The sequence below is a fragment of the Microbacterium sp. 1154 genome (assembly GCF_031455375.1).
In the GTDB taxonomy this organism is placed as follows: Bacteria; Actinomycetota; Actinomycetes; order Actinomycetales; family Microbacteriaceae; genus Microbacterium.
In genome coordinates this window covers 185749-211649 of the sequence record NZ_JAVDSN010000002.1, presented here as the reverse complement: position 1 = coordinate 211649, position 25901 = coordinate 185749, and the positions used below count along the sequence as shown (strand labels likewise).

25 protein-coding genes and 2 tRNA genes are annotated in these 25901 nt (G+C 70.1%); 19 read left to right on the top strand and 8 right to left on the bottom strand.

Translation table 11 applies throughout. The features are described 5' to 3' along the window. Positions 1-17: 17 nt before the first annotated feature. On the bottom strand, positions 18-1106 hold the full coding sequence (locus J2X55_RS10255; RefSeq protein ID WP_309823240.1) for an aminotransferase class V-fold PLP-dependent enzyme: 1089 nt from the start codon (positions 1104-1106) through the stop codon (positions 18-20). Positions 1107-1186: 80 nt separating this feature from the next. Between J2X55_RS10255 and J2X55_RS10250 the strand changes: the two genes are divergently transcribed. From J2X55_RS10250 to J2X55_RS10205, 10 genes are all read left to right on the top strand, one after another. Then, on the top strand, positions 1187-2149 hold the full coding sequence (locus tag J2X55_RS10250; protein ID WP_309823237.1) for a LysR family transcriptional regulator: 963 nt from the start codon (positions 1187-1189) through the stop codon (positions 2147-2149). Between the two features lie 10 nt (positions 2150-2159). Continuing rightward, positions 2160-3668 (top strand): glutamate--tRNA ligase, encoded by a 1509-nt coding sequence (gltX, locus tag J2X55_RS10245; RefSeq protein ID WP_309823235.1) that lies wholly within the window; start codon positions 2160-2162, stop codon positions 3666-3668. 264 nt (positions 3669-3932) lie between these two features. Next, positions 3933-4004, top strand: a tRNA-Gln gene (locus tag J2X55_RS10240). 99 nt (positions 4005-4103) lie between these two features. After that, positions 4104-5009, top strand: a complete 906-nt coding sequence (locus J2X55_RS10235) for a PHB depolymerase family esterase (RefSeq protein ID WP_309823233.1) — start codon at positions 4104-4106, stop codon at positions 5007-5009. A gap of 27 nt (positions 5010-5036) precedes the next feature. Further along, on the top strand, positions 5037-5219 hold the full coding sequence (locus J2X55_RS10230; protein WP_115917922.1) for a hypothetical protein: 183 nt from the start codon (positions 5037-5039) through the stop codon (positions 5217-5219). 92 nt (positions 5220-5311) lie between these two features. Then, positions 5312-5734 carry a hypothetical protein gene (locus J2X55_RS10225; RefSeq protein ID WP_309823230.1) on the top strand — a complete coding sequence of 141 codons (423 nt, stop codon included), beginning with the start codon at positions 5312-5314 and terminating at the stop codon, positions 5732-5734. Between the two features lie 299 nt (positions 5735-6033). Continuing rightward, a complete protein-coding gene (locus tag J2X55_RS10220) occupies positions 6034-6819 on the top strand; it encodes a DeoR/GlpR family DNA-binding transcription regulator (RefSeq protein ID WP_181906450.1) in 786 nt (261 codons plus the stop codon). Beyond that, positions 6816-7781, top strand: a complete 966-nt coding sequence (locus tag J2X55_RS10215; protein WP_309823228.1) for a 1-phosphofructokinase family hexose kinase — start codon at positions 6816-6818, stop codon at positions 7779-7781. Before J2X55_RS10220 ends, J2X55_RS10215 begins: the two co-directional genes overlap by 4 nt. 18 nt (positions 7782-7799) lie before the next feature. Continuing rightward, entirely contained in the window at positions 7800-9866 is a 2067-nt protein-coding gene (locus J2X55_RS10210) for a fructose-specific PTS transporter subunit EIIC (protein ID WP_309823227.1), read from the top strand. Positions 9867-9893: 27 nt separating this feature from the next. Next, positions 9894-10163, top strand: a complete 270-nt coding sequence (locus tag J2X55_RS10205) for an HPr family phosphocarrier protein (RefSeq protein WP_056230686.1) — start codon at positions 9894-9896, stop codon at positions 10161-10163. Positions 10164-10331: 168 nt separating this feature from the next. Here J2X55_RS10205 and J2X55_RS10200 read toward each other — a convergent pair whose 3' ends face one another. Continuing rightward, positions 10332-10970 (bottom strand): MBL fold metallo-hydrolase, encoded by a 639-nt coding sequence (locus tag J2X55_RS10200; protein ID WP_309823225.1) that lies wholly within the window; start codon positions 10968-10970, stop codon positions 10332-10334. A gap of 187 nt (positions 10971-11157) precedes the next feature. Between J2X55_RS10200 and J2X55_RS10195 the strand changes: the two genes are divergently transcribed. Then, positions 11158-11233 (top strand) — tRNA-Glu (locus J2X55_RS10195). Between the two features lie 160 nt (positions 11234-11393). Here the strand turns inward: J2X55_RS10195 and J2X55_RS10190 are convergent. Further along, positions 11394-12467 (bottom strand): DUF4349 domain-containing protein, encoded by a 1074-nt coding sequence (locus tag J2X55_RS10190; RefSeq protein ID WP_309823224.1) that lies wholly within the window; start codon positions 12465-12467, stop codon positions 11394-11396. Continuing rightward, complete coding sequence (locus J2X55_RS10185; RefSeq protein ID WP_309823222.1) at positions 12464-13018, bottom strand: sigma-70 family RNA polymerase sigma factor; 555 nt, start codon at positions 13016-13018, stop codon at positions 12464-12466. The genes J2X55_RS10190 and J2X55_RS10185 overlap by 4 nt, the downstream gene beginning before the upstream one ends. Positions 13019-13193: 175 nt before the next feature. Here J2X55_RS10185 and J2X55_RS10180 point away from each other — a divergent pair, with 175 nt between their 5' ends. Further along, positions 13194-14258: a TerC family protein gene (locus J2X55_RS10180; RefSeq protein ID WP_309823220.1), complete on the top strand. Its 1065-nt coding sequence runs from the start codon at positions 13194-13196 to the stop codon at positions 14256-14258. A 66-nt stretch (positions 14259-14324) separates the two neighbouring features. On the opposite strand, the gene J2X55_RS10175 is transcribed toward J2X55_RS10180, so the two are convergent. Both J2X55_RS10175 and J2X55_RS10170 read right to left on the bottom strand, forming a co-directional pair. Continuing rightward, positions 14325-15638 carry an LLM class flavin-dependent oxidoreductase gene (locus J2X55_RS10175; protein WP_309823218.1) on the bottom strand — a complete coding sequence of 438 codons (1314 nt, stop codon included), beginning with the start codon at positions 15636-15638 and terminating at the stop codon, positions 14325-14327. After that, on the bottom strand, positions 15635-16945 hold the full coding sequence (locus tag J2X55_RS10170) for a PLP-dependent transferase (RefSeq protein WP_309823216.1): 1311 nt from the start codon (positions 16943-16945) through the stop codon (positions 15635-15637). The genes J2X55_RS10175 and J2X55_RS10170 overlap by 4 nt, the downstream gene beginning before the upstream one ends. Positions 16946-17250: 305 nt before the next feature. Between J2X55_RS10170 and leuC the strand changes: the two genes are divergently transcribed. The 6 genes from leuC (at position 17251) to J2X55_RS10140 (ending at position 23630) form a co-directional block, all read left to right on the top strand. Next, positions 17251-18732, top strand: a complete 1482-nt coding sequence (gene leuC, locus J2X55_RS10165) for a 3-isopropylmalate dehydratase large subunit (RefSeq protein ID WP_309823213.1) — start codon at positions 17251-17253, stop codon at positions 18730-18732. A gap of 1 nt (position 18733) precedes the next feature. Further along, positions 18734-19330 carry a 3-isopropylmalate dehydratase small subunit gene (gene leuD / locus J2X55_RS10160; protein ID WP_309823212.1) on the top strand — a complete coding sequence of 199 codons (597 nt, stop codon included), beginning with the start codon at positions 18734-18736 and terminating at the stop codon, positions 19328-19330. Between the two features lie 63 nt (positions 19331-19393). Further along, positions 19394-20767 carry a UDP-N-acetylglucosamine 1-carboxyvinyltransferase gene (gene murA / locus J2X55_RS10155; RefSeq protein ID WP_115917947.1) on the top strand — a complete coding sequence of 458 codons (1374 nt, stop codon included), beginning with the start codon at positions 19394-19396 and terminating at the stop codon, positions 20765-20767. Between the two features lie 5 nt (positions 20768-20772). Continuing rightward, on the top strand, positions 20773-21513 hold the full coding sequence (locus J2X55_RS10150; RefSeq protein WP_115917949.1) for a 1-acyl-sn-glycerol-3-phosphate acyltransferase: 741 nt from the start codon (positions 20773-20775) through the stop codon (positions 21511-21513). Beyond that, positions 21503-22645: an NAD(P)H-dependent glycerol-3-phosphate dehydrogenase gene (locus J2X55_RS10145; RefSeq protein ID WP_309823211.1), complete on the top strand. Its 1143-nt coding sequence runs from the start codon at positions 21503-21505 to the stop codon at positions 22643-22645. The genes J2X55_RS10150 and J2X55_RS10145 overlap by 11 nt, the downstream gene beginning before the upstream one ends. Then, positions 22545-23630 (top strand): D-alanine--D-alanine ligase family protein, encoded by a 1086-nt coding sequence (locus tag J2X55_RS10140; RefSeq protein ID WP_309823210.1) that lies wholly within the window; start codon positions 22545-22547, stop codon positions 23628-23630. The genes J2X55_RS10145 and J2X55_RS10140 overlap by 101 nt, the downstream gene beginning before the upstream one ends. 121 nt (positions 23631-23751) lie before the next feature. Here the strand turns inward: J2X55_RS10140 and J2X55_RS10135 are convergent, their stop codons facing one another. Next, a complete protein-coding gene (locus J2X55_RS10135) occupies positions 23752-24261 on the bottom strand; it encodes a DUF3515 family protein (protein WP_309823209.1) in 510 nt (169 codons plus the stop codon). A gap of 25 nt (positions 24262-24286) precedes the next feature. Between J2X55_RS10135 and thiL the strand changes: the two genes are divergently transcribed. Further along, positions 24287-25291, top strand: coding sequence for a thiamine-phosphate kinase (gene thiL / locus J2X55_RS10130; RefSeq protein ID WP_309823208.1), 1005 nt, complete (start codon positions 24287-24289; stop codon positions 25289-25291). Between the two features lie 3 nt (positions 25292-25294). Here thiL and rsmD read toward each other — a convergent pair whose 3' ends face one another. Continuing rightward, a complete protein-coding gene (gene rsmD, locus J2X55_RS10125; RefSeq protein WP_309823207.1) occupies positions 25295-25861 on the bottom strand; it encodes a 16S rRNA (guanine(966)-N(2))-methyltransferase RsmD in 567 nt (188 codons plus the stop codon). Positions 25862-25901 lie beyond the last annotated feature (40 nt).

Genomic DNA, 25901 nt, shown 5'->3' with positions numbered 1-25901 from the left:
AGCGCGCCGCCGGTCGCTCAGATCGCGTAGACCAGGCCATCGAACGCCGACAGGTCCTCGCCGCCGCGGACACCGAGGGCGTGCAGCGCCCGGTCGACGTCGAGCTCGTCGTTGAAGACGTGGAACGCCACGCGGGCGCGTCCCGCGCGACCCGACGCCGTGATTCCGTGGGCCGTGAGCTGCGCGAGGGCCTCGCCCGTGGCATCCGGCCAGGTGACGATCGCCGAGGGGCGCTCGGGGTGCTCGAGGCCGAGGCCGTCGCGGAAGCGCGCCGCGAGTCCCGTCACGTGCGCATAGGTCGCGGTGATGTCGGCGTCGGCGAAGAGGGCGAGGGCGGGAGCCGCCCCGGTGAAGGCCTGCCAGGCGGGTGAGACGTCGAAGCGGCGGGCATCGGCGGCGAGCGTGCCCCCGGTGCCGTAGCAGGACGACCACGGGTCGGCGCCGGAGTACCAGCCGGCCTGTACGGGACGGATCTCGCCGCCGAACGCGGGAGTGAGCGTCAGGAACGACACCCCGCGCGGGCAGCAGAGCCACTTGTAGGCGTGGCAGACGGTCGCGTCGAACATCGTCGCGTCGACGGGGAGCCACCCGGCGGCCTGCGTCAGGTCGCACAGTGTGCGCGCTCCGGCGCGGGCGGCCGCGGCGGCGATCCCGACGGCATCCGCCACCTCTCCGGTCGCCGACTGCACGAGCGAGAAGGCCACGAGCCACGTTTCGGGCGAGATCGCGGCGGCCAGTTCGCGCAGGGGAGCGGTGCGCAGCCGCACGCCCCGGCCCACGTGGGCGAACGGCGCGACGAGCGACGAGAAGTCTCCCTCGGCGCACAGCACCTCGGCGCCGTCGGGCACGGACGCGGCGATGAGAGACACCTGCACCGAGGTCTGCGAGCCGATCGCGACGTCGCCGACCGGAGAGCTCACGAGGTGCGCGTACGACGCCCGGGCCTCTTCGACCGCCTGCGACGCGGCGACCACGTCGGGGCGACCGGATGCCGCGGACTCGAGGTCGGCGCGGACCGCGTCCACCGTGGCGCGCGACGGCAGGCCGAGGGTGCAGGCCGCGAGATAGTCGCGACCACCGGCGAAGTGCGAGGCGAGGTTGCTCATGAATCCAGGATCGCGTCGCCCATGTCATTGCACTAGAACAGGTGTTGCATGAGAACCATCACTTCTGCTTATGTATGGCCATGCCCGACATTGACGACTCCCTCGACGCGAACGCCCTGCGCGTGGTCAAGGCGATCGCCGACACCGGGTCGATCACCGCCGCCGCCCGCCTTCTCGGCTACAGCCAACCGGCCGTGAGTCAGCAGCTGCGCCGTCTGGAGCGGCGCGCCGGGATGCCGATCGTCGAACGTGTCGGGCGAGGCGTGCGTCTCACCGAGGCGGGGTCGATCCTCGCCCGCCACGCCGCCGCCGTCACCACGGCTCTCGACGCGGCCGCCGGAGACCTCGCCGAGCTGCGGGGTCTGCGGGCCGGTCGCGTACGGATCGCCGCGTTCCCGTCGGCGTCGTCGACGGTCGTTCCGCGCGTCATCGCCGCCGTGACCGCTCGCCGACCGGGTGTGTCCATCAGTTTCGTCGAGGCCGAGCCGCCCGAGGCCATCGCCGCCGTTCGCGAGAACCGCGCCGACATCGCCCTCACCTACAGCTACCCCGGCGACCGCCGCGAACATCTGGAGTCCGCGGCATCCGGACTCGCGGCCCGGCTCATCGGCGCCGACGACACCGTGGTGGTCGTTCCCGCCGACCACCCCGCGGCAGCCCATGACCCCATCGATCTCTCGCGACTCGCGGGGGAGCGGTGGATCGCGGGCTGCCCGCAGTGCCGCGGCCATCTGCTCGAGGCGTGCGGACGCTCGGGGTTCATCCCCGACATCGCTTTCGAAACCGACAACTTCATCGCCGTCGAGAACCTCGTCGCCCAGGGTGTGGGCATGGCGATCCTGCCGCGGATGGCCGTGGCATCTCTCCCGATGCTGTCGGGCATCGCGGCGCCGCGGCTGCCCGCCGCCGAAGCGCGGACCCTGCACGTGATCACCGCTCGGGGAGCCGAGCACGTGCCCGCGGTCGGAGCCGCACTCGAGGTCATGGGCGAGGTCCTGGCCGATCATCTGCGGCACTCGGGAAGCGCCACCGCCCGCCGATAGGATCAAGGGGATGTCTGCCACGCCCGATCCCCGCACCACGACCGCCTCCGGCACCGACGTTCGCGTCCGCTTCTGCCCCTCACCCACGGGGTTGCCGCACGTCGGTCTCATCCGCACCGTCCTGTTCAACTGGGCCTACGCCCGGCACAACGGCGGCAAGCTCGTCTTCCGTATCGAAGACACCGACGCCGCGCGCGACAGCGAAGAGAGCTACCAGCAGCTCCTCGAGGCGCTGCGCTGGATGAACATCGACTGGGACGAAGGCGTCGAGGTCGGCGGTCCGCACGCGCCGTACCGTCAGTCGCAGCGCCACGAGATCTACCGCGAGGTGCTCGACAAGCTCATCGCCGCGGGAGCGGTGTACGAGAGCTACTCGACCGCCGAAGAGATCGACGCGCGCAACGAGGCCAACGGCCGCGCCAAGCAGCTCGGCTACGACAACTACGACCGCGACCTCACCGACGAGCAGAAGGCCGCCTTCCGCGCCGAGGGGCGCGAGCCCGCGTGGCGCGTGCGCGTACCCGACGAAGACCTCACCTTCGTCGACCTCATCCGCGGCGAGGTCACCTTCCCCGCCGGATCGTTCCCCGACTTCGTGATCGTGCGCGCCGGCGGCATCCCGCTCTACACCTTCGTGAACCCGGTCGACGACGCGCTCATGGGCATCACCCACGTCATCCGCGGCGAAGACCTCATGCCCTCCACCGCGCGTCAGCTCGCGTTGTACCGCGCGCTGCTCGACGCCGGGGTGACCGACTACCTGCCGCGCTTCGGGCACATGCCGCTCGTGCTCGGCGAGACGGGCAACAAGAAGCTGTCCAAGCGCGACCCGCAGGCCGACCTGTTCCTGCAGCGCGAGAAGGGCTTCATCCACGAGGGTCTGCTCAACTACCTCTCGCTGCTCGGATGGTCGCTCTCGGCCGACCGCGACGTGTTCTCGCTCGACGAGATGATCGCCGCCTTCGACATCGCCGACGTCAACCCGAACCCGGCGCGCTTCGACCAGAAGAAGGCCGAGGCCATCAACGGCGACCACATCCGGATGCTGGATGCCGAGGACTTCGCCGCCCGCATCGTCCCGTACCTCGCAGGTGCGGGGTACATCGCCGAGCAGCCGAGCGACGAGCATCGTGCGCTCATCGCGCAGGCGGCTCCTCTCGTGCAAGAGCGCGTGCAGCTGCTGGGCGAGGTGCCGGGGATGCTGGGCTTCCTCTTCGTCTCCGACGTCGACTACGCCGACGACGCCCTCAAGGGTCTGCCCGCCAACGCGGCCGAGGTGCTCACGGCATCCGTCCGCGCTCTCGAAGGTGTCGACGACTTCACCGCCGCTGCCGTCCAAGAGGCGCTGTCGGGTGCGCTCGTCGACGATCTGGGCCTCAAGCCTCGTGTGGCTTACGGTCCGCCCCGCGTCGCCCTCACCGGACGCCGTATCTCGCCGCCGCTGTTCGAGTCGATGGAACTGCTCGGCAAGGCCGAGTCGATCCGTCGCCTCGAAGCGCTGGTGGCGCACCTGGGCTGAGCACACCGCGCGACGATCCCCGTGACCCTGACGGTCGCGGGGATCGCGTGTTTTCGGGCGCTCGGAGGCGCTGGACTCGGAGAATGCGACGCAGATCGGAACTTTCGCGCCGGACGTCCGCGTTCCGCGCGATTCTCCGTCATCGGCGCCCGGCGAGGAGCGGCCCGGGACGCGCCCGGGACGCGCGCAGCGAGGCGCCGGTTTGGTGCACGGCCCGCTGTCGCGTAAGCTTGATCCTCGGCACGAGTTACGGCTCGAAGCCATTGGGGTATGGTGTAATTGGCAACACGGCGGTTTCTGGTTCCGTTGTTCTTGGTTCGAGTCCAGGTACCCCAGCTTCACGAAAAGGCCCGGTGATCGTTCAGATCCCGGGCCTTTCGCGTGCGTGCGAAGAGCCGGCATCGGCCGTTTCGAGGCGAACCGTAGGATGACCCGATGCGCCTCCGCTCGCTCGCCGTCCTCGCCGCGATTATCGCCGTGGCCGTCCTCGCGGGGTGCAGTGCAAGCCCGGCGGGAGCGCCCACGCCGTCCGGCTGCGACGCGACCCCGTCCCTCGAGCCGGGCACGAGCACCCCCCTCTCGGTGACGGTCGACGACGCGCCCCGCAGCTACACCGTGCACGTCCCCGCGACGCTCGCGGCGACCAGCCCGACGCCGCTCATCCTCGCCTTCGCGGGATACCGCATGCCGGCCGGGCAGTTGGAGCAGCTCACCGCCCTCGACGACAGCGGCGCGGTCGTCGTCTACCCGCAACCGGCGAGCACCGCGGCGGGCACCGGGTGGCAAGGGGCGCCGTACTCCTCGGGCGCCGACGACATCGCTTTCACCTCCGCGTTGCTCGACGATGTCGCGTCGCGCTTGTGCATCGACGCGAAGCGCGTGTTCGCCGCGGGCATCTCGAACGGTGGCGGCTTCGTGTCGCTGCTGTCGTGCGCAATGCCGGAGCGCATCGCCGCCTTCGCGGTGGTGTCCGGAGCCATCTATCCCGCGACCAACGCGCCCTGCCCGAGCGGGCCCCCTGTGCCCGTGATCGAATTCCACGGCACCGCCGACGACGTCATTCCCTACGACGGCGGCACGCGGCACGAGGCGACGGTCGCGCCCGTACCGCTGTGGCTGTCGCAGGTGGCGACGCGCAACGGCTGCGCGTCCGACCCGCGGTCCGACACCGTCGCACCGGGCGTGACGAGACAGACCTGGACCGGATGCCGTGACCGCGGCGCCCTTATCCACTACCGGCTCAACGGGGGAGGGCACGTCTGGCCCGGCGGCCCGGATCCGAGCCAGCTCGCGGCCACGCCCCTGATCGAAACGTTCTTCACAGCCCACCCCCTGCCGTGACGCGCCGGGCGGAGAGAGGATAGGGACATGGGACTCTTCGTACAGCGACCCGAGGAACCGAGCGAGTGGGCGGGGCTCCCCGGCGAACCTGCTCGACCGAAGACGCGGGCGGAGCTCCTCCCCGACGACGAACAGCCCGCGCCCGTTCCGGGACTGCTCGACCTCGGCGGCTCGTCGGTCACCTCCGTCGAGATCCCCCTCGGGGACTGAGCCCGGCGCGCGCTCGGCGCGATCAAAGACTTCCGGGGTTAGCATCCGAGCGAGGGACGCAGACCGCGCCCTCTCGGCGGAAGAAGGTCCCCGTGCAGCGCTCCCTCGCTCTCCGGCTCGCCCTGGTCGTCACGGCGGTCGTCGTGCTCGCGGGGTGTGCGCCCACGGCATCCGACGCTCCCGCCGTTCCCGCCGTCGAGGCGCCCAGCCCCGCCGCATCGATGGACGATCAGGCCTTTGCGCCGACGGTCGCCTCGCCCGAGGACCTCGACGGCAAAGACGCGACGGTGAAGATCGGCACCTCGCTCGTGGTCGCCGTTCCCGACGGCACCGAGGCCGAGTGGACCGGGTCGACGGCCGATAACGCTATCGCCGACTTCTCGCCCGGAGGACCGTCCGAAGGGTCGGTCTTCCGCCCCGGGTTTCTGCCGCACGCGGTCGGGAAGACCGACGCCACCCTCACAGGTCCCGACGGCAAGACGATCCGCTTCACCCTGTCCGTCGTCGCGCCCTGAGCGCCCGCGTCGGGGGCCGCGCCAGGATGCAGGCGGCCCGTTCGAACGGGATCGTGGAGCGCCCCGTCACGGCAACCGGGCAGGCCTTCCTGCTGCCCTCGCCCGGCCTTATCGTGCACCGGCTCGGTGTCGTACGAGACCGAGCCGAGTGCCAGATGAGCCCGTGACGACTCGTCCCGGACCTGGCTCGTCGTCGAATGGGCGACCTCCGACGCGCGTCGGCGAGCGCCACGCCCGAGAATCTGTTGCCCCGTGTGGTTTCGTGTTGTATCGTGTGGGAATCTTCGAAGGAGATCCCCGTGTACGCAATGGAGCGCCAACAGCTCATCGAGCGCGAACTGCGCGAGATCGGACGTGTCAGCGTCGTCGATCTGGCTCGCCGCTTCGACGTCACCACGGAGACCGTTCGTCGCGACCTCGACCGTCTCGAGGGGCTCGGCTCTCTGCGCCGCGTGCACGGCGGCGCCGTCGACATCGGTCGTGCGAGCACGGCGGAATCACCGCTCACCGAGCGTCGTGAGCGTCATCGCGACGCCAAGCGCGCCATCGCCGCCGAGGCTGTGACCCTGCTCGGCCCCGACTTCCGCGGCTCGATCTTCCTCGACGCCGGTAGCACGCCCGCCGCGGTCGCCGCGCTCCTCCCGGCCGCCCTCGGGGCGGGGATCGGCGGTGTCGAGGTCGTGACGCACTCCCTCGAAGCCGCACACCTGCTCGCCGGTGAAGAGCGTGTCCAGCTCACCACGATCGGCGGACGCGTTCGCGGCGTCACCGCCGCAGCGGTCGGGGCTCACACTGTGCGCACCATCGGTCAGCTGCGTCCCGACATCGCGTTCGTGGGGACGAACGGCCTGAGTGCCGGTTTCGGTCTGAGCACCCCCGATCCCGACGAGGCCGCCGTCAAGGCCGCGATCATCCAGTCCGCTCGTCGCGTCGTGCTCCTCGCCGACGCGGCCAAGTTCGGCGAAGAGCTTCTCGTGTGCTTCGCCCGACTCGACGAGCTCGACGTGCTCGTCACCGACGCCGCCCCTCCCGCGGCGCTTTCCGAGGCCCTCGAGGCCGCCGATATCGAGGTACGCGTCGCATGATCGTCACCCTGACCGCCAACCCGTCCGCCGATCGCGCCGTCGTGCTGTCCGAGGCCCTGCAGCCCGGCGAGGTGCAGCGCGCCCTGTCGTCGCGTGAGGACGCCGGGGGCAAGGGCGTGAACGTCGCCCGCGTGGTGTCGGCAGCCGGTGCACCCGCCCGCGCGGTAGTGCCCGTCAACGCACACGACCCCTACCGCCTGCTGCTCGAGGACACCGGCATCGCCCTCGACGTGATCGAGGTGGCCGGGCGTGCCCGCGCCAACCTCACCATCACCGATCCCGTGGGCGAGACCACCAAGCTCAACCTGCCGGGTGCCGAGCTCTCGGCCGCCGAGGCCGAAGCTCTCGTGGCGGGAGTCGTCGCCGCCTCCGAGGGCGCCACGTGGCTGGTCCTCGCGGGATCGCTGCCTCCCGGCGTGCCGACCTCGTTCTACGCGGACCTCATCACCGCCGTCCGTGAGCGGTGGGGGAGCGCGGCTCCTCTCGTCGCGGTCGACGCCTCGGGTCCGGCTCTCGCCGCGGTCGTCGAGACCGCCCGCCCCGACCTCATCAAGCCCAACCACGAAGAGCTGGCCGAACTCGTCGGCGAAGAGCCGCAATCCGACGACGACGTGATCGCCTCCGCGTCACGCCGCGCGCAGTCGCTGGTCCCGGACCGCGTGGCATCCGCCCTCGTCACTCTCGGCGCCAATGGTGCCCTGCTCTTCACCGCCGAGGGCACCTGGCGCGGACGCGCCCCCAAGATCCAGGTCTCCAGCACCGTCGGCGCGGGCGACAGCTCGCTCGCCGGCTACCTGCTCGCCGACCTCGAGGGGACCGCGGCCCCCGACCGTCTCGCGCGCAGCATCGCTTACGGAGCGGCCGCCGCCACTCTGCCGGGCACGCAGGCGCCGACCCCCGACGATCTGCCTTCGGGCGCGATCGCCGTCACCGAATTCCCCACCCCCATCGCAACATCCTGACCACGGAGGTCACTGACAATGTCCGACATCATCACTCCGGAGCTCGTCACTCTCGACGTGCCCCTGGGCACCGACAAGCAGTCGGTGATCCGCGCCCTGGCCGAGCGCGTCGTCGCGCAGGGCCGCGCGCGCAGTGCCCAAGAACTGTTCGACGACGCCTGGGCGCGTGAGCAGAAGGACGAGACCGGCCTGCCCGGCGGCATCGGCATCCCGCACGCGCGCAGCGCCTCGGTCACCGAGCCCACCCTCGCCTTCGCCCGGCTGACCCCCGGGGTCGACTTCGGCGCGCCCGACGGTCCGGCCGACATCGTGTTCCTGATCGCCGCCCCCGAGGGCGCCGACGAGGCGCACCTGTCGGTGCTCTCGCAGCTCGCGCGCAGCCTGATGAACAACGACTTCATGTCGGGTCTGCGCTCGGCGCAGACGCCCGCCGAGGCCGTTCGAATCATCACGGATGCCATCACCCCCGCCGACGCCCCGGTCGCTCCCGCAGCTCCCGCCGCAGCCGCCCCGGCCGCGACGCGCGCCGAGGCCCGCACGACCGTCAAGACGAAGAAGATCGTCGCCGTCACAGCCTGCGCCACCGGCATCGCCCACACGTTCATGGCCGCCGACGCGCTCACCGCCGCCGGTGCCGAGACCGAGGGTGTCGACCTCATCGTCGAGCCCCAGGGTTCCAGCGGATACAAGGCTCTCCCGCAGAGCGTCATCGACGACGCCGACGCCGTCATCTTCGCGGTCGACGTCGACGTGCGCGAGCCCCAGCGCTTCGCGGGCAAGCCCGTCGTCCGCGCCGGCGTCAAGCGCGGCATCGAGCAGCCGAAGCAGCTCATCGCCGAGGCCCTCGCCGCCAGCGAGAACCCCAACGCCGCACGCGTGCAGGGCGGTGCCGCCGCGGCATCCGCGTCCGACGCTCCCGCGGCGCAGCAGTCGGTGGGCCGTCGCATCCAGCGCTGGCTGCTGACCGGTGTCAGCTACATGATCCCGTTCGTCGCCGGTGGCGGTCTGCTGATCGCGCTCGGCTTCCTGCTCGGCGGCTACCAGGTGACGGCGAACGCGTCGAACGTCATCATCCAGAATTCGCTGTGGGATCTGCCGACCGAGGGCATCACCTCGCCGCTCGGCCCGATCGGCCAGTACCTGGGTTCGGTCGCGTTCATGATCGGCGCGACCTCGATGGGCTTCATCGTCGCGGTCCTCGCGGGCTTCATCGCCTACGCCATCGCCGACCGCCCCGGCATCGCCCCCGGTTTCGTCGCCGGTGCCGTGGCCGTGCTCATGAACGCCGGCTTCATCGGCGGCATCATCGGCGGTCTGCTCGCGGGCTTCATCGCCTGGTGGCTCGGCCGCTTCGACGCTCCGCGTTGGTTGCGCGGTCTCATGCCGGTCGTGATCGTGCCGTTCCTCGGGTCGATCTTCGCCTCGGGCCTGATGATCCTCTTCCTGGGCCGCCCGATCGCGGCTCTCATGGCCGCTCTCACCGAGGGCCTGACCGGTCTCGCCTCGAGCGGAGCCGGAGCCATCGTGCTCGGCGTCATCCTCGGCCTCATGATGTGCTTCGACCTCGGCGGACCCGTCAACAAGGTCGCCTACGTCTTCGCCACCACGGGCCTCGCCGCCGCGACCCAGACGAACACCACCCCGTATCTGATCATGGCCGCGGTCATGGCCGCCGGTATGGTGCCTCCGCTCGCGATGGCGCTCGCCTCGACGCTGCTCGCCCGCAAGAAGTTCACGCCGGTCGAGCGCGAGAACGGCGCGGCCGCCTGGCTGCTCGGTGCCTCGTTCATCTCCGAAGGCGCGATCCCGTTCGCCGCGGCCGACCCGCTGCGCGTCATCCCCGCCTCGATGGTGGGCGGCGCGATCACGGGCGGTCTGAGCATGCTGCTCTCGGTGCAGTCGTTCGCCCCTCACGGTGGCATCTTCGTGTTCTTCGCGATCAACCCCTTCTGGGGTTTCGCCCTCGCAATCGTGGCGGGTACCGTCGTGACTGCGCTGATCGTCGTCGCCCTCAAGGGCATCGGCCGCAACACGCAAGACGCCGCCGTCGCCGAGGCTGCTCCCGCAGCCACGGTCGCCGCGTAACACCCCGTCGAATCGGAAGGATTCACCATGGCAGAACGTCAGGCCACTATCGCGAGCGCCTCGGGCCTCCACGCCCGCCCCGCGAAGCTCTTCGTGCAGGCCGTGCAGGAGAAGAAGATTCCCGTCACGATCGCTGCCGAGGGCGGTGCCGACCTGAACGCCGGCAGCATCCTCTCGCTCATGGGCCTCGGGGCCGGTCACGGCACCGTCGTGACGCTCAAGGCCGAGGGCGAGGGCGCCGAGCAGGCGCTCGACGAGCTCGTCGCCCTTCTCGAGACCGATCTCGACGCACAGTAAGCACTTCTCGGTAGAACACCGGATGCCACGGGCCTGAGGCTCGTGGCATCCGGTGTTTTCGTGTGTCGGTGTGTGCCGTGCTCCGGACGACTCCGTCTCGCGGGGCGTTGCTGCGCTGAACGGGAGCGCAGGTGCTGGAAGGTTCCGGAGCCCGGTGTGCCGGGTTCGTCAGACCTCGACGGAGTCGCCCGGCTTCAGGTCGACGAACGAGCCGCCGTTCTGCTCCACCGCCCACGTCAAGCGTGCGTCGCCCATCTGCTTACCGGCGACCGAGAGGGTCATGTCGTGCGTGGCGAAGACGCGCTCGGGCTTGACGTCGAGGACGTAGTCGATGGCGTCGCCGACCTTGAGCCACGGCGCTCCCACGGGGGCCGCGAGCAGAGCGATCTTCTTGTGCTTGGGAACGGTGAAGGAGTCGCCGGGGTAGAAGAACGTGTCGTTCACGAGAACGCCGACGTTGTCGACGACGGGGATCGAGGAGTGGATGACCGCGTGCTTCCCGCCGAAGAACTCGAGGTGGAAGGGCCCGAGGTCGAGGGTGTCGCCCGGGTTCACCACGGTGACATCGAAGCCGGCCGCGGCGTCGCGCACGCCCTCGGGGCCGTAGATCGGCACGCCGGGGTGGGCCTTCTGCAGGCGGGTGAGGTGCTCCGGCGTCCAGTGGTCGGCGTGCTCGTGGGTGATGACGATGCCGTCGAGGTTCGTGAGCTCTTCGAGGGGCGAGGTGAAACTGCCCGGGTCGATCACCAGCGAGTGACCGGATTCGACGAGGACGAGGGCGGCGTGTTCGTGCTTCGTGAGGCGCATGATGAAAGTCAACTCCTGTCGCCGCGAGACAGGCAAGCTCTGGCGCTGCGGGTGAACAGCGTGCAACGGGTCTTCCGTCCGGAGCCGTCCCGCGGTACCGTGGCCGGACACGCCCGAGAAGTCGATGGCTCGGCCTCGATTTTGCGTGGGCGTCAACTGTCATGCATACTTAGATGGTTGACGACGCGGCCCCATCGTATAGCGGCCTAGTACGCCGCCCTCTCACGGCGGTAACGCGGGTTCGAATCCCGCTGGGGTCACCAACACGAAAGAAGCCTCGACCGAATGGTCGGGGCTTCTTTCGTTGCCGGGGGTGCCCGGACTCCGCAACAGAATCGGAGACGTGCACCACAATCGGATGCCAGGACTCCCGGCATCCGATTCCGTTGCTCCGATCCGACTCCGGTGCAGAGTAAGCGCGGCTCAGCTTTCGCGTTCGGCTCGGCGGCGCCGCACCAGGAGGCGAACCCCCCACACCACCGCCAGGACCACGCCCGCCACCGCGAGCCACGGCAGCAGGAACCCGAGGCCGATCACGATCCCGTTCATCGTGGCGACGAGACCGTTCCAGCCGGCGCCGAGGCCGTCGCCGAAGCCGGCGGGGTCGGCGGCGACGGCGGGGGAGCGCTCGACGAGTTGCACGCTCAACGACGACATCGCGACCTGCGACTCGAGCGACTGCAGCACCTGCCGGTCGGAGTCGAGCTGCGCCTGACGCTCGGCGAGAGCGGACTCGGCGGTGATCAGGTCCGACACCGAGCCGGCCTGCGCCAGCAGCTGCGTCAAGCGCGCCACCAAGGCCTCGCCGGCCGCGACGCGTGCGCGCAGGTCGACCGTCTGCTCGGTCACATCGGAGCGACTGACCGTGGTGCCGGTGACCTCTCCGACCTGGCGAAGGCCGTCCATCGTGCTCGTGAGCGCGGCTGCCGGAACGCGCACGGTGATCCAGCCCGAGGATGCCGCGGGGCCCGTCGCCGAGCCCTCGAAGGGCACCGCGCCGGTGGCGCCGCCGAGCTGCGACGACTCGACGTACCCGCCCGCCCCGGTCGCGGCGGCACCGATCTCGTCGATCGCCGCCGCGATGTCGTCGACCTCGACCGTGCCGGACCCGGTCGCGACGATGTAGCGGGTCGCGGCGTCACGTGCCGCCGCGTCGCCGGAGGCCGCGTCTGCTGAAGAGGACGACGACCCCGCGGCATCCTGACCGGGAACGACGGGAACGATCGGTGCGCGTTCGAAGCCGTCGGCGTATTGGTCGGTCAGCCCTTCGCCGCTGGCCCCCACGATCGCCGACCCGCCCGCCCCGGAGGAGGAGGCCAGCGAGGGTCCGATGACGGCGGCGACAACGACGACGGCCGCGGCCGCCCCGACGCCCGTCCAGATGCCGCGGTGGCGCCGACGTGTGCGCTGGCGGTCGTCGGCGATGCGGCCGAAGACCGCCTGCTCGATGGCGTCCCTCCGCTCGTCCGAGAACGGGGGAAGCGTGGGCGCGGTCATGGGGTCTCCGTCTCGATCGCGGTGGCGCGCACCCGGGAGCGGATGCGCGAGAGCCGGTTGCGGACGGTGCCGTGAGAGACGCCCAGCGAGACGGCGGCGGCTTCGTATCCGTAGCCCTCGGCGGCGCACAGGCGGAAGATCTCGCGGTCGAGGTCGCTGAGCCGGTCGACCTCGGCGAGGATGGCCGACACCGTCTGCGCCTGCACGACCTGTGCCTCCACGTCGACCGCCGAAGGGATCTCTTCGCTCAGCGCGTCGTGCGAACTGTGACGGCGACGAGCCCGCAGCCGGTTCTGCGCCTGCAGCCGGCAGACGGTCGCGAGCCACGGCAGCAGGGACTCGCCCTCCAGCCGGAGCGACGGGATCTTGCGCCAGGCGACGACGAACGTCTCCTGCACGACGTCTTCCGCGTCCGCCGCGTCACCGACCAGGCCGAAGGCGATCCAGTACACCGGCCGCGCGTACGCCCGGTACAGCTCGCGATAGGCGACCTCCGACCCGCCGGCGGCGCGCGCCACGAGGGCCCTGTCGTCGATGACGTCGTGGGTCATGGCATCCGTTCCGCTCTCCGGGTGAGCCCCGGGAGCACTCTCTCATCCAGAGGTGTCCGACCGCGCCGGATCGTCTCACGGATGTACGCACGGAATGAGCAGTACGTGCACAAGCCGCGGCGCGAGCGGGGCGGGCGGATAAACTCGAGCGTTTCCCCCCGATGAAAGGCCCGCGATGGAGCTGCAGCTCGACCCTCTCTTCCAGACGATCACGCTCGTCGTGCTCGTGCTGATCCTGGTCGCCGACCTGCTGATCATCCTCAAGCGGCCTCACATTCCGGCGCCGAAGGAGTCGACGCTCTGGGTCGTGTTCTACGTGACCCTCGCGCTGATCTTCGCGGGGGTGTTGTGGATCGTGGCCGGGGGAGAGGTCGCCGGGCAGTTCGTCGCGGGCTGGCTGACCGAGTACAGCCTCTCGATCGACAACCTGTTCGTCTTCGTGCTGATCATGGGCCAGTTCTCGGTGCCCCGCCGCTACCAGCAGGAGGTGCTGATGGTGGGCATCATCATCGCGCTCATCCTGCGCGGTGCGTTCATCCTCGTCGGCGCGACGATTATCGAGAACTTCAGCCCGATCTTCTACCTGTTCGGTGCGTTCCTCGTGTACACGGCCATCCGCCAGGCCTTCCCGGGAGACGACCACGACGACGACTCACAGAAAGAGAACCTGATCGTCCGGACGCTTCGCCGTCTCCTGCCGATGAGCGACGCCTACGACGGTAAGAAGGTGATCACGCGGGTGAACGGCAAAAAGCTCTTCACGCCCATGATCATCGTCTTCGTCGCGATCGGCGTGACCGACCTGCTGTTCGCAATCGACTCGATCCCCGCGATCTTCGGTATCACGCAGAGTCCGTTCATCGTCTTCACTGCGAACCTCTTCGCGCTGATGGGTCTGCGGCAGCTGTACTTCCTGCTGGGCGACCTGCTCGACCGCCTGAAGTTCCTGCACTACGGCATCGCCTTCATCCTCGCCTTCATCGGCGTGAAGCTCATCCTGCACGCGATGCACGTCAACGAACTGTCGTTCATCAACGGCGGCGAACCGATCGAGTGGGCGCCCGAGATCTCGACGTGGGTCTCGCTCGCGGTGATCGTGGTGTCGATGGCCGTCGCGACCATCGCGAGCCTGATCGCCGCGCGTCGCGAGCCCGCTGCGGGGGAGTCTCAGGATGCCGCCGCCGCGGTCGCCGACGAGAAGGGGACGCCGAAGACGGTGGAGCAGCCCGAGCGCGACTGACGCGGCCGCTGTGTCGCGGGCCCCTCAGCGCAACCGACGGGGGCGTCGGGTGCCGGCATCCGGGACCTAGAACGCCCGCAGATTCGCGTGCAGGCCGCCGTCGACGAACTCCTCACGGAGGATGCCGCGCCGCCGGAGGATCGGCACGAGGTCGTCGAGAACGCGGTGCACGGTGACGGGGTGCAGGTCGCCCCACAGCAGGACGCCGTCGTTGCCCCACTCGCCGAGTTCCTCGATACGGTCGGCGAACTCGTCCGCCGTGCCCACGAAGCCGGAGCCGTCGTTCAGACGCCCCAGCCGTGCATGCGCACCCAGGAGCGTCCGCAGCGGAGCGTCGTCGTCGTGCTTCCCGACGAGCCGCTTGATGCTGCCCTCCGACACGTGGTCGCCGAAGATCGACCGATCGAGCGGTTTGTCGAGATCGAGCCCGGTCAGGTCTGTCTCGAGATCGCTCGATTGCCTGCGTGCGATGGCGATCAGGGCCTCCTCGTCGGGGTGGGCGGACGCCGCGACCAGACGATCCGCCTCGTCCGACGATGACACAAGTACCGGCTGGATCGCGAAGAGGATCTTGATGTCGGACGCGGCGCGCCTGGCCGCCCGTGCGGCGGTGTGGATCCGCTCGCGGTATCCGCGGATGCTGGCCTCGTCGAGAGGCGCGAGGGCGAGCTGCACGTCGGAGTTGTGCCCGGCGAACGAGAGACCGCGCCCCGACCCCCCGGGCGAGACGATCGCGGGCTCGCCATCGGTGAACGGGATCGCGTTCAACGGCCCGTCGAACCCGAAGTACTCGCCGCGGTGGCGGGTGGCATCTAGTCTCGTCCCGTCGGCGTAGACGCCGGACTCCTCGTCGACGACGAGGGCGCCCTCGCCCCAGCTGCGCCAGAGCTGACGGATGCCGTCGAGCCACTCCTCTGCCCGGTCGTACGCCGCGTCATGCCCGAGCTGCGGCGCGGTCGAGAAGTGGCGTGCGCTGCCGGTGTCGGTCACGACGTTCAGGCCCAGACGGTGCCCGCTGAGGTGCTGAAGCGTCGCGAACTGCCGGGCCGCCGTGTACGGCAGGTACGCCGCGGGGTTCACCGTGGGCACGACCCCGAGATGTCTCGTCGCGGCGAAGAGGTACGGGGCGAGCAGCAGCGGATCGTGCTTGGGCCCGCCGAACGCGTGCCGGACGCGCAGGTCGATGGTCTCGGCGCTGCCGAGCGAGGGGGCGTCCTCGATGATCAGCAGGTCGAATCCGGCCTGCTCGAGCGTGCGCGCCGAGTCCTGATAGAGCCCCGGCTCGGTCCAGCGATGATTCCACCGGAGGTACGGGTGGCCCCATCCGTGCGGACCGAAGCCGCGCGCCAGGAACCAGCCGAAATGCTGCAGCCGGCTCACAGGACGACCGTCTCGCGCTCGACGACGGGGACGCCCACGAGCGCCTGCTCGAGGTCGGCGAGCAGATCGTCGATGTCCTCGATCCCGATGGACAGACGGATCGTGCCGGGGAACACCCCCGCGCTCTCACGCTCTCCGACAGTCCGTGCCGAGTGCGAGGTGCTCTGCGGGTGCAGGACGAGCGAGCGCACGTCGCCGAGGTGCGTCATGTGCGTGATGACCTCGACCGACTGCACGACGTGGCGCGCCGCCTCGAGGCCGCCCCGCAGCGTCACGGTGAACACCGACCCGGTGCCGCGCGTGAGGTACTGCTTTCCGAGGTCGAAGTCGGGGTGCGACTCGAGACCGACGTGGTCCACGCGCTCGACCTCGGGGCGCTGCTCGAGCCATCGCGCGACGGTGAGGGCGTTCTGCGACTGCCGCTCCACGCGCAGGCTCAGCGTCTCGATGCCCTGGCCGATGAGGAAGGCGTTCAACGGAGACGGCGACGGACCGAATCGCGGCGCAGCGCTCTCGCGGATGTACGCGCCGCGGGCACGAGGGCCGTGCTTCTCGGCGTAGCTCGCCCCGCCCAGGCGGTCGGTCTGCACGAGGTGCGGGAAGAGGTGACCGGATGCCGCGGCGTCGAAGCGACCGTCGTCGACGATCACCCCGCCGAGCACCGCACCCTGTCCCGCGAGGAATTTGCTGGCGGAGTGCACGACGACGGCGGCGCCGTGCTCGATCGGGCGAAGGAGGTAGGGGGTCGTGAAGGTGCTGTCGACGACGAGGGGGATGCCGTGCTCGCGGCCGATCGCCGAGACGGCGGCGATGTCGAGGACGTCGTTGCGGGCGTTCGAGAGCGTCTCGGCGAATAGGGCGCGGGTGCGCGGGGTGATGGCGTCGCGCCAGGCGGCGAGATCACCCGTGGGGACGAAGGTCGTCTCGATGCCGAGGCGTGCGAGATTGTCGAGGAGCAGTCCGCGCGTGCCCTCGTAGATGTGCTCAGAGACCACGACGTGGTCGCCCGCCCCGGCCAGAGCCAGCAGGGCGACGGTGACCGCCGCCTGGCCGCTCGAGACGAGGACGGCCTGGTCGCCGCCCTCGAGTGAGGCGAGACGCTCCTCGACGGCCTGGATCGTGGGGTTGCCCGTGCGGGTGTAGCCGAAGCCGGCGCCGGTGCCGAAGTGCTCGGCCGAGGCGTCGAGGTCGTCGAAGGTGAAACCCGCCGTGAGGTAGATCGGCGTGGCCCGCGGCGAGGCCTGCGCGGTGGCCGAACCCGCGTGCACCTGGCGGGTCGAGAATCCGGTGTCGGCTTTCGCGGTCATGGGTCACGCTCCGTTTCGCGGGGTCGGGGCGGGCTCTCGGGTCGGGCCCTTCCCGACGGGGTGACGGGATCGGCCCAGGCTCGCACGGCGGAGTCGCCGACGGCGAAATGTGCGGCGCTCTATTACACGTGCCGCTCACGACGCGGACATCGTGGCGCGGCCGGCGCGGGTGAGCCCGGTGGTATCGTGACCGGGTGCGGATCGCTCGCCTCCTCCTTAGCGGCCGCGACGAGACCTTGTTCTAGGCCTCTCTCGTCGCGGAGTTCGTCGCGGGCCTCACACCCCTCCCGAGGAGAAACGCAAACATGAGCACCACCCCGATCGACGGCATCCGGATTCCGGACCGCCCCCGCACCCTGGCCGAGAAGGTCTGGGACGACCACCTCGTGGTCAAGGGCGAGAACGGTCAGCCCGACCTCATCTACATCGACCTGCACCTCGTGCACGAGGTCACCAGCCCGCAGGCCTTCGACGGTCTGCGTGCCGAGGGCCGACCGGTGCGCCGGCTCGATCTGACGATCGCGACGGAAGACCACAACACCCCGACACTCGACATCGACAAGCCGATCGCCGACCTCACGAGCCGGACGCAGATCGACACCCTGCGCCGCAACGCCGAGGAGTTCGGCGTCCGCATCCACTCGTTGGGTGACAAAGAGCAGGGGATCGTGCACGTCGTCGGTCCGCAGCTCGGGCTGACGATGCCCGGCATCACGGTGGTCTGCGGCGACTCGCACACCTCGACGCACGGCGCTTTCGGCGCGATGGCGTTCGGTATCGGCACGAGCGAGGTCGAGCACGTGCTCGCCACGCAGACGCTGCCGCTCAAGCCCTTCAAGACGATGGCGATCACGGTCGAGGGCGACCTCAAGCCCGGCGTCACCGCGAAGGACATCATCCTCGCCATCATCGCGAAGATCGGCGCCAACGGCGGGCAGGGCTACGTGCTCGAGTTCCGCGGGAGCGCCATCCGATCCCTCTCGATGGAGGGGCGCATGACGATGTGCAACATGTCGATCGAGGCCGGCGCTCGCGCGGGCATGATCGCCCCCGACGAGACGACGTTCGCCTACGTGAAGGACAAGCCGCACGCCCCACAGGGTCAGGACTGGGACGACGCGGTCGCCTACTGGCGCACGCTCCCCAGCGACGAGGGCGCAGTCTACGACGCCGAGGTGTTCCTGGATGCCGACGAGCTCGAGCCCTTCGTCACGTGGGGGACCAACCCGGGTCAGGGCGTGTCGCTGTCCGACGTCGTGCCCATCCCCGCCGACATCGCCGACCCCAACGAGCGCGCCGCCGCCGAGCGGGCCCTCGAGTACATGGACCTCGAGGCCGGCACCCCGATGAAGGACATCCCCGTGGATGCCGTGTTCATGGGCTCGTGCACGAACAGCCGCATCGAAGACCTCCGGGCCTTCGCGTCCGTCATCCAGGGTCGCACCAAGGCCGAGAACGTCCGCGTCATGGTCGTTCCCGGTTCGGCGCGCGTGCGCCTCGAGGCCGAGGCGGAGGGCCTCGACAAGGTCTTCGTGGATTTCGGTGCCGAATGGCGCTTCGCCGGGTGCTCGATGTGCCTGGGCATGAACCCCGACCAGCTGGCTCCGGGGGAGCGCTGTGCGTCGACCTCGAACCGCAACTTCGAGGGTCGCCAGGGCAAGGGAGGCCGCACGCACCTCGTGTCGCCGCTGGTCGCCGCCGCCACCGCCGTGCGCGGGACGCTGTCCAGCCCGGCGGACCTGGATCCCGTCCCCGCGGAGACCGTTTCGACCGGGGCGGAGGCCTGACATGGAGAAGTTCACCACGCACACCGGTGTCGCCGCGCCGCTGAAGCGTTCGGCGGTCGACACCGACCAGATCATTCCCGCGGTGTTCCTCAAGCGCGTCACCAAGACCGGCTTCGACGACGCGCTGTTCGCGAACTGGCGTCAGGATCCGGACTTCATCCTCAACCAGGACGCCTACCGCTCGGCATCCGTCCTCGTCGCCGGTCCCGACTTCGGCACGGGGTCCAGCCGTGAACATGCCGTGTGGGCCTTGCGCGACTATGGCTTCCAGGTGGTACTGAGCCCGAAGTTCGCCGACATCTTCCGTGGCAACTCGGGCAAACAAGGCCTGGTCACCGGAGTGATCACCGAAGACGAGGTTGAACAGATCTGGGCGGTGATCGAGGCGAACCCCGGCATCGAGATGACCGTGGACCTTACCGCGAAGACCGCCTCGGTGGGAGACCTCCAGGTCTCGTTCGAGATCGACGATTACACTAGGTGGCGGCTTCTCGAAGGGCTCGACGACATCGGGCTCACGCTGCGTGACGAAGACAAGATCACGCAGTTCGAGGCGCGCCGCGAGGCATGGCGGCCGCGGACCCTCCCGGTCCGCTGAGCCCGATCGACCCGATCGGGTCGATCTGCCGCCCCTCGTCCACGAAGTGAGGTCCACCCCCCTATGAGCACACTCGTTTCCGACACCGGAGAACACCCCATCGGGCAGCCGGACTGGGAGGCAGCGGAGACGCTCGCCATCCGCGGCGGTCGTCCTCTGCGCGGAACCGTCGAGGTCAAGGGGGCGAAGAACCTCGTCACCAAGGCGATGGTGGCGGCGCTCCTGGGCGAGACCACGAGCACGCTGCGTGACGTGCCGATGATCAGCGACGTCAAGGTGGTGCGTTCGCTCCTCGAGGTGCACGGCGTCACCGTCACCGAGGGTGACGAAGAGGGCACTCTGCACCTCGACCCCTCCGGCGCGGTCGCCGCGCACTTCGAAGAGATCGACGCGCACGCCGGTGCCTCTCGCATCCCGATCCTGTTCTGCGGGCCGCTGCTCCACCTGCTCGGTGAGGCCCTCATCCCCGACCTGGGGGGATGCCGCATCGGCGACCGCCCGATCAACTTCCACATGGACGCGCTGCGCGCTTTCGGCGCCGTCGTCGACAAGAGCTACGAGGGGATCCGCATCACGGCCCCCAACGGCCTGCACGGCGCCAACATCACGCTGCCGTACCCGAGCGTCGGCGCCACCGAGCAGGTGCTGCTCACGGCCGTCCGCGCCAAGGGCGTGACCGAGCTGCGCAACGCCGCGATCGAGCCTGAGATCATGGACCTCATCGCGGTGCTGCAGAAGATGGGCGCGATCATCTCCTACGAGCCCAACCGCGTCATCTTCATCGAGGGCGTCGACAAGCTCGTCGGCTACGACCACCGCGCGATCTTCGACCGCAACGAGGCCGCGTCCTGGGCGTGCGCCGCCCTGGCGACCGACGGCGAGATCTTCGCCAAGGGCGCTCGCCAGCAGGACATGCTCACCTTCCTCAACGTCTTCCGCAAGGCCGGCGGATGGTTCGACGTCCGCGAGGACGGCATCCTGTTCCGTCGGGGCGATTCGCTCAAGCCCGTCATGGTCGAGACCGATGTGCACCCCGGCTTCATGACCGACTGGCAGCAGCCTCTGATCGTCGCCCTCACGCAGGCTCCGGGCACCTCCACCGTGCACGAGACCGTGTACGAGAACCGCCTGGGCTTCACCGAGGCGCTGAACAAGATGGGCGCCGACATCGTCGTGCACCCCAAGGGCATCTCGAGCCCCGACCGCCGGGTTCCCCGCCGCGACCTCGAGCAGGCCGCCGTCATCAACGGACCGACGCCGCTGCACGGCGCCGACGTCGAGGTGCCCGACCTGCGCGGTGGCTACAGCTACGTCATCGCCGCTCTCGCGGCCGAGGGCGAGTCGACGGTGCGCAACATCGGCATCATCCGCCGCGGGTACGAGAAGTTCCTCGAGAAGCTCACCGCGCTCGACGCCGACTTCGACGTCGTGGGCTGACGCCGGTGGCCTCGACCCCCGAGAAGAGCCGGCCGAGCGCCTTCTGGCCGCTCGCGGCGATCATCGTCCCAATCACGGGGCTCTTCGCCCGGATCGAGATCCGCGGCGCGGAGAACCTCCCGCGCGAGGGCGCATACGTGCTGGCTCCGAACCACAACTCGGAGTTCGACCCCGTGATCGTCGCGGTCGCCGTCTGGCGACTGGGCCGCGCTCCGCGGTTCATGGCGAAGGAAAGCCTCTTCAAGGTCCCCGTGCTGGGGACCGCACTTCGGGCGACCGGCATGGTCCCGGTGCCGCGCACCTCGACGAGCGCGAACCAGTCGATGAAAGCCGCGGAGCAGATCGCCCGCGACGGACGCGGCGTCATCGTCTACGCCGAGGGCACGCTCACGCGTGATCCCGAGCTCTGGCCGATGCGCGGCAAGACGGGCGCGGTGCGACTGGCCCTCGCGGGCGATCTGCCGCTCATCCCCATGGCGCAGTGGGGCGTGCAGCAGATCCTGCCACGCTACGGGAAGCTGAAGTTCCCGCGCCGCGCGCACGTCATCGTCGAGTTCGGCCCCGCGATGGACATGAGCGCCTACACGGCGACACCCACGCAGCCGGCCACGCTGACGAAGGCGACCGACGCGATGATGAACGAGGTCACGGCGATGCTCTCCGGCATCCGGGGTCTTCCCGCCCCCGCAGAGCGCTGGAACCCGTCGCAGCACGGGCAGAACGAGACGGGCCGTCTTGAGTCGTAAGAACGTGCTCCCCGCCGCGGGCCCCCGGGTCGCCGTCGTCGGCGCCGGAAGCTGGGGCACGACGTTCGGCAAGATCCTCGCAGACGGCGGAGCCTCGGTCGTCATGTGGGCGCGTCGCCCCGAGCTCGCCGCCGAGATCACCGAGTCCAAGCGCAACAGCCGCTACCTCTCGGGCATCAACCTGCCGCGCACGATGACGGCGACGACCGATCTGGCCGAGGCCCTGCGCGGTGCCGAACAGATCTACCTGTCCGTGCCGAGCCAGTCGCTGCGTGAGAACCTCGCCGCGATCCGTCCGCTCGTCGAGCACACGGGCGTGCCTCTCGTCTCGCTCATGAAAGGTGTCGAGAAGTCGAGCGGCCTGCGCATGAGCCAGGTCATCGAGCAGGTTCTGCAGTGCGACCCTGCCCGCATCGCGGTGGCATCCGGTCCGAACCTCGCGCTCGAGATCGCGCGCGAGCAACCGACCGCCGCCGTCATCAGCTCCCTGAGCCCCGAGACGGCCGAGGCGGTGGCCCGTCGCGCGCGCAACCGGTACTTCCGCTCGTTCGTGAACACCGATGTGATCGGCACCGAGTTCGGCGGAGTGCTGAAGAACCTCATCGCGGTGGCCATCGGCATCGTCGACGGCGTCGGCTACGGCGAGAACACCAAGGCTTCGATCATCACGCGCGGCCTCGTCGAGATGACCGACTTTGCCGTGGCTCAGGGCGCCCAGCCCGAGACGCTGCAGGGTCTCGCCGGCCTCGGCGACCTCATCGCCACGTGCCAGTCGCCCCTCAGCCGCAACAACACCGCCGGGCGGCTGCTCGGCCAGGGGTACGGCTACAAAGAGGTCGTGGCCCAGATGCAGCAGACCGCCGAGGGGCTGGCATCCGTGGCTCCCGTTCTCCAGCTCGCGAAGCAGGTCGGCGTCGACATGCCCATCGTGCAGCAGGTGAAGATGGTGCTCGATGGGACGATGGACCCGCGCGACATCGCACCGCACCTGACGACAGACGACGACCAGCCGCAGGGCGAGAGGACGCAGAATGATCAAACCGGTGGTGGTGGTGCTCTTCGGCGGGCGCTCCAGCGAGCATTCGATCAGTTCCGCCACGGCGGGCGGGGTGCTGCGGGCGATCGACCGTGACCGCTTCCGGGTGATCCCCGTCGGCATCACCCGCGACGGCGCCTTCGTCCTCGAAGACGACGACCCCGACAAGTTCGCTCTCATCCCCGATGCGCTGCCCGAGGTGCGCGACAACGGTACGCGCGTGCGCCTGCCCGATTCGACGCTCTCGCGCGAGTGGACCGTGACCGACGGCGAGGTCACGCGCTCCCTCGGAGACGTCGACGTCGTGCTGCCGATCCTGCACGGACGTTTCGGCGAGGACGGCACGGTGCAGGGTCTGCTCGAGCTGCTCGGCATCCCGTACGCCGGCGGCGGTGTGCTCATGTCGGCGATCGGCATGAACAAGCACGTGACGAAGCAGGTGCTCCGGGCTGCGAACGTCCCCGTCGTACCGTGGGTCGCGGTGACCCGCCGCGACCTCGCCCGCGACCGCCAGCTGTGGGAGCGCCGCATTCGCGCACTCGACCTCCCCGTGTTCGTCAAGCCGAACGAGGCCGGCTCGAGCGTCGGCGTCACGAAGGTCTCGCGCTGGGAAGACTTGGATGCCGCTCTCGACACCGCCTTCGCCGAGGACGGCCTCGTGCTGGTCGAGAAGGCGATCGTTGGCCGTGAGGTCGAGTGCGGCGTGCTGCCCGGGCGCGACGGGGGTCCGGTGCGCGTCAGCGTGGCCGGCGAGATCGTCGTCACGGGTCGGGAGTTCTACGACTTCGAGGCCAAGTACCTCGGCGCCGCCGGCGTCGAGCTCGTGTGCCCCGCCGACCTCCGCGACGGCGAGCTGGCCGAGATGCAGCGCATCGCCGCCCAGGCGTTCGAGGCGATCGGAGGCCAGGGGCTGGCACGCGTGGACTTCTTCTACACCGGCACCGAGTTCTACGTGAACGAGGTGAACACCATGCCCGGGTTCACCCCGATCTCGATGTTCCCCACGTGCTGGATCGCTTCGGGCCTGTCGTACCCCGACCTCATCAGCGATCTGCTCGACGCGGCGCTCGAGAGGGTTTGAGTCGCGCGTACCCGTTGCGGCAGCCGCGGGCATTGGGAGCGGATGGCGGCGGGGCGTGGATGCGCGTTCATCGCGCTGACCCGTCTCCCGCCGTCGCGCGTCCGGCTCTGCCGGACCCCGGTTACGGGGTCGGCGTCGGCGTCGGCGCGGCGGTGGCGTCGGATGCCGAGGTGCACACGGCACCCGTCGCCGGCAGGTACGAGCGGATGAGGGGCCCGAGGGCCTGCGCGACATCGGCGCTGCTCGCGGCCTGATAGTCGAGGTAGACCTGGATCGCGGGGCTCCGTCCGAAGGTCGTGAGCGTGTAGCGGTTCTCAGACGCCTGGGATTCGTCGACGAGCCAGTCCACGCCGTCGAACGCCCGGCAGGGCAGGGTCGAGGGCCCCGGCGTCTCGAGCCCGCAGGTCATGAGGATCGCTGACGGATCGCCCCACGCGCCGGTCGACTGCGCGTCGGTCCAGCGGCGCTCCTGGCCGGAGATCGTCTTCGGCAGGCGCGAGGTGATCTCGGCGCACGCGGGGTTGTTCGCGTCCTTCGCCGGCTGCATCGCGACCGTCGTGCTGCACGCAGCGAGTCCCGGGAGGAGAGCTGCGGCGGCGAGGAGCGCGAGGAGGCGGGAGGAGCGGGGCACCCCTCCAGGCTAATAGCGTGGGGGAGTGACCGACGCCGAGACCACCCGTGCAACCACTGTGGGAGAACTGTCCGAGGGACAGATCCTGCGCGGCATCCTGGATCGTCTTCCCGCCTCGACCGCTCCGGTCGGTCCGGGGGACGATGCCGCCGTGCTCGCCGTTCCAGACGGGCGGGTGGTCGCGACGACCGACACGCTCGTGCACGGCCCGGACTTCCGCTTGGCGTGGTCGTCGCCGTTCGACCTCGGCTTCAAATCGGCGGCGGTCAACCTCGCCGACGTCGCCGCGATGGGTGCACGGCCGGTCGCCCTGCTCGTGGCGCTCGCGATGCCCGATGACACGCCCGTCGCATTCGTTCGCGGGTTCGCCGACGGTCTCGCTGCCGCATGCGCGGAGCTCGCCCCCGGGTGCGCGGTCGAGGGCGGCGATCTCACCGTCTCCGACACGCTCACGATCGCCGTCACCGCCCTCGGCAGCCTCGACGGCCGTGACCCGGTGCGCCGATCCGGTGCGCGGGCGGGCGACGGGGTGTACGTGATCGGTGAGCTCGGCGAGGCGGCGCGGGGCCTCGAGGTGCTGTTCGGGCGGTTCACGGATGCCGAGGATGTCCCTGTGGTCGTCACGCCCGAGGCGCGCGCGGCGCTCGGCGCCGACGATGCGCGCGGACTGTCGCGTCAACTCGCACCGCGCCCCCCGATCGCCGATGCCCTCCGCGCGGCGGACGCGGGCGCCACCGCCATGATGGACATCTCGGACGGCCTGGTGCTCGATGCCACGCGCCTGGCGGACGCCTCGGACGTCACGATCGCCCTCGACTCCGCGACGCTCGGCGACGACGTCGAACGCGCGCTCGGCGGGGGAGAGGACCACGGGTTCCTCGTCACCTTCTCGAGCGATGCCGAACCGCTGGGTCGTCGAGTCGGGACGGTCGTGGCGCGTGAAGCGGACGCGGTCACCGTCGACGGTCAGCCGTGGTCCGGTCGCTCGGGGTGGGACCCCTACCGCGACTGGGACGCCGGCCGCGGCTGATGCTCACGGTTCCTGCGGTCGCCCCCACCACATGGTGGTGTCGCCGTAGGCGCGGTCGCGGTCGGCTTCCAAACCGGCGGCGGCCCAGTCCGGGGCGGCAGAGCGCTTCGCGCGCTCGACGATCACGGTGGCGTCGGCGCTGAGGCGCGGCGCGAGGGCGATGAGAGCTCGGGTCAGGTCGTCGTCGCTGAGGTCGTAGGGCGGGTCGAGGAACACGAGATCCCATTCAAGCCCGGATGCCGTGAGGAACGTCGTCACGTTGGCCCGGTGCACACGCGCGGGGGCATCGACGCCCGCGGTCCGCACGCGATCGGCGTTCTTGCGGATCAGAGCGGCGGCGGGGGCCGACAGCTCGACGAGGTCCGCCGAGGCGGCGCCGCGGCTGAGGCTCTCGAGCCCGAGAGCGCCGGAACCCGCGAAGAGGTCGGCCACGCGGGCATCGTCGAGGAGCCCGGCGGACTCGAGGGCTCCGAACAGCGACTCCCGGACGCGGTCGCTCGTGGGGCGAGTGCCCTTGGGGGGAACGTCGAGAAGGGTGCCTCCGGCGCGGCCCGAGATGATGCGCGTCACCTCTTCAGCCTAGAGTCCTCGATGCCACGGCCCCGTGCGC

Coding starts and splice junctions, on each gene's coding strand:
- J2X55_RS10255 (WP_309823240.1), bottom strand. CDS start 1,106: ATGAGCAACCTCGCCTCGCACTTCGCCGGTGGTCGCGACTATCTCGCG.
- J2X55_RS10250 (WP_309823237.1), top strand. CDS start 1,187: ATGCCCGACATTGACGACTCCCTCGACGCGAACGCCCTGCGCGTGGTC.
- gltX (WP_309823235.1), top strand. CDS start 2,160: ATGTCTGCCACGCCCGATCCCCGCACCACGACCGCCTCCGGCACCGAC.
- J2X55_RS10235 (WP_309823233.1), top strand. CDS start 4,104: ATGCGCCTCCGCTCGCTCGCCGTCCTCGCCGCGATTATCGCCGTGGCC.
- J2X55_RS10230 (WP_115917922.1), top strand. CDS start 5,037: ATGGGACTCTTCGTACAGCGACCCGAGGAACCGAGCGAGTGGGCGGGG.
- J2X55_RS10215 (WP_309823228.1), top strand. CDS start 6,816: ATGATCGTCACCCTGACCGCCAACCCGTCCGCCGATCGCGCCGTCGTG.
- J2X55_RS10210 (WP_309823227.1), top strand. CDS start 7,800: ATGTCCGACATCATCACTCCGGAGCTCGTCACTCTCGACGTGCCCCTG.
- J2X55_RS10205 (WP_056230686.1), top strand. CDS start 9,894: ATGGCAGAACGTCAGGCCACTATCGCGAGCGCCTCGGGCCTCCACGCC.
- J2X55_RS10200 (WP_309823225.1), bottom strand. CDS start 10,970: ATGCGCCTCACGAAGCACGAACACGCCGCCCTCGTCCTCGTCGAATCC.
- J2X55_RS10190 (WP_309823224.1), bottom strand. CDS start 12,467: ATGACCGCGCCCACGCTTCCCCCGTTCTCGGACGAGCGGAGGGACGCC.
- J2X55_RS10185 (WP_309823222.1), bottom strand. CDS start 13,018: ATGACCCACGACGTCATCGACGACAGGGCCCTCGTGGCGCGCGCCGCC.
- J2X55_RS10180 (WP_309823220.1), top strand. CDS start 13,194: ATGGAGCTGCAGCTCGACCCTCTCTTCCAGACGATCACGCTCGTCGTG.
- J2X55_RS10170 (WP_309823216.1), bottom strand. CDS start 16,945: ATGACCGCGAAAGCCGACACCGGATTCTCGACCCGCCAGGTGCACGCG.
- leuC (WP_309823213.1), top strand. CDS start 17,251: ATGAGCACCACCCCGATCGACGGCATCCGGATTCCGGACCGCCCCCGC.
- leuD (WP_309823212.1), top strand. CDS start 18,734: ATGGAGAAGTTCACCACGCACACCGGTGTCGCCGCGCCGCTGAAGCGT.
- murA (WP_115917947.1), top strand. CDS start 19,394: ATGAGCACACTCGTTTCCGACACCGGAGAACACCCCATCGGGCAGCCG.
- J2X55_RS10140 (WP_309823210.1), top strand. CDS start 22,545: ATGATCAAACCGGTGGTGGTGGTGCTCTTCGGCGGGCGCTCCAGCGAG.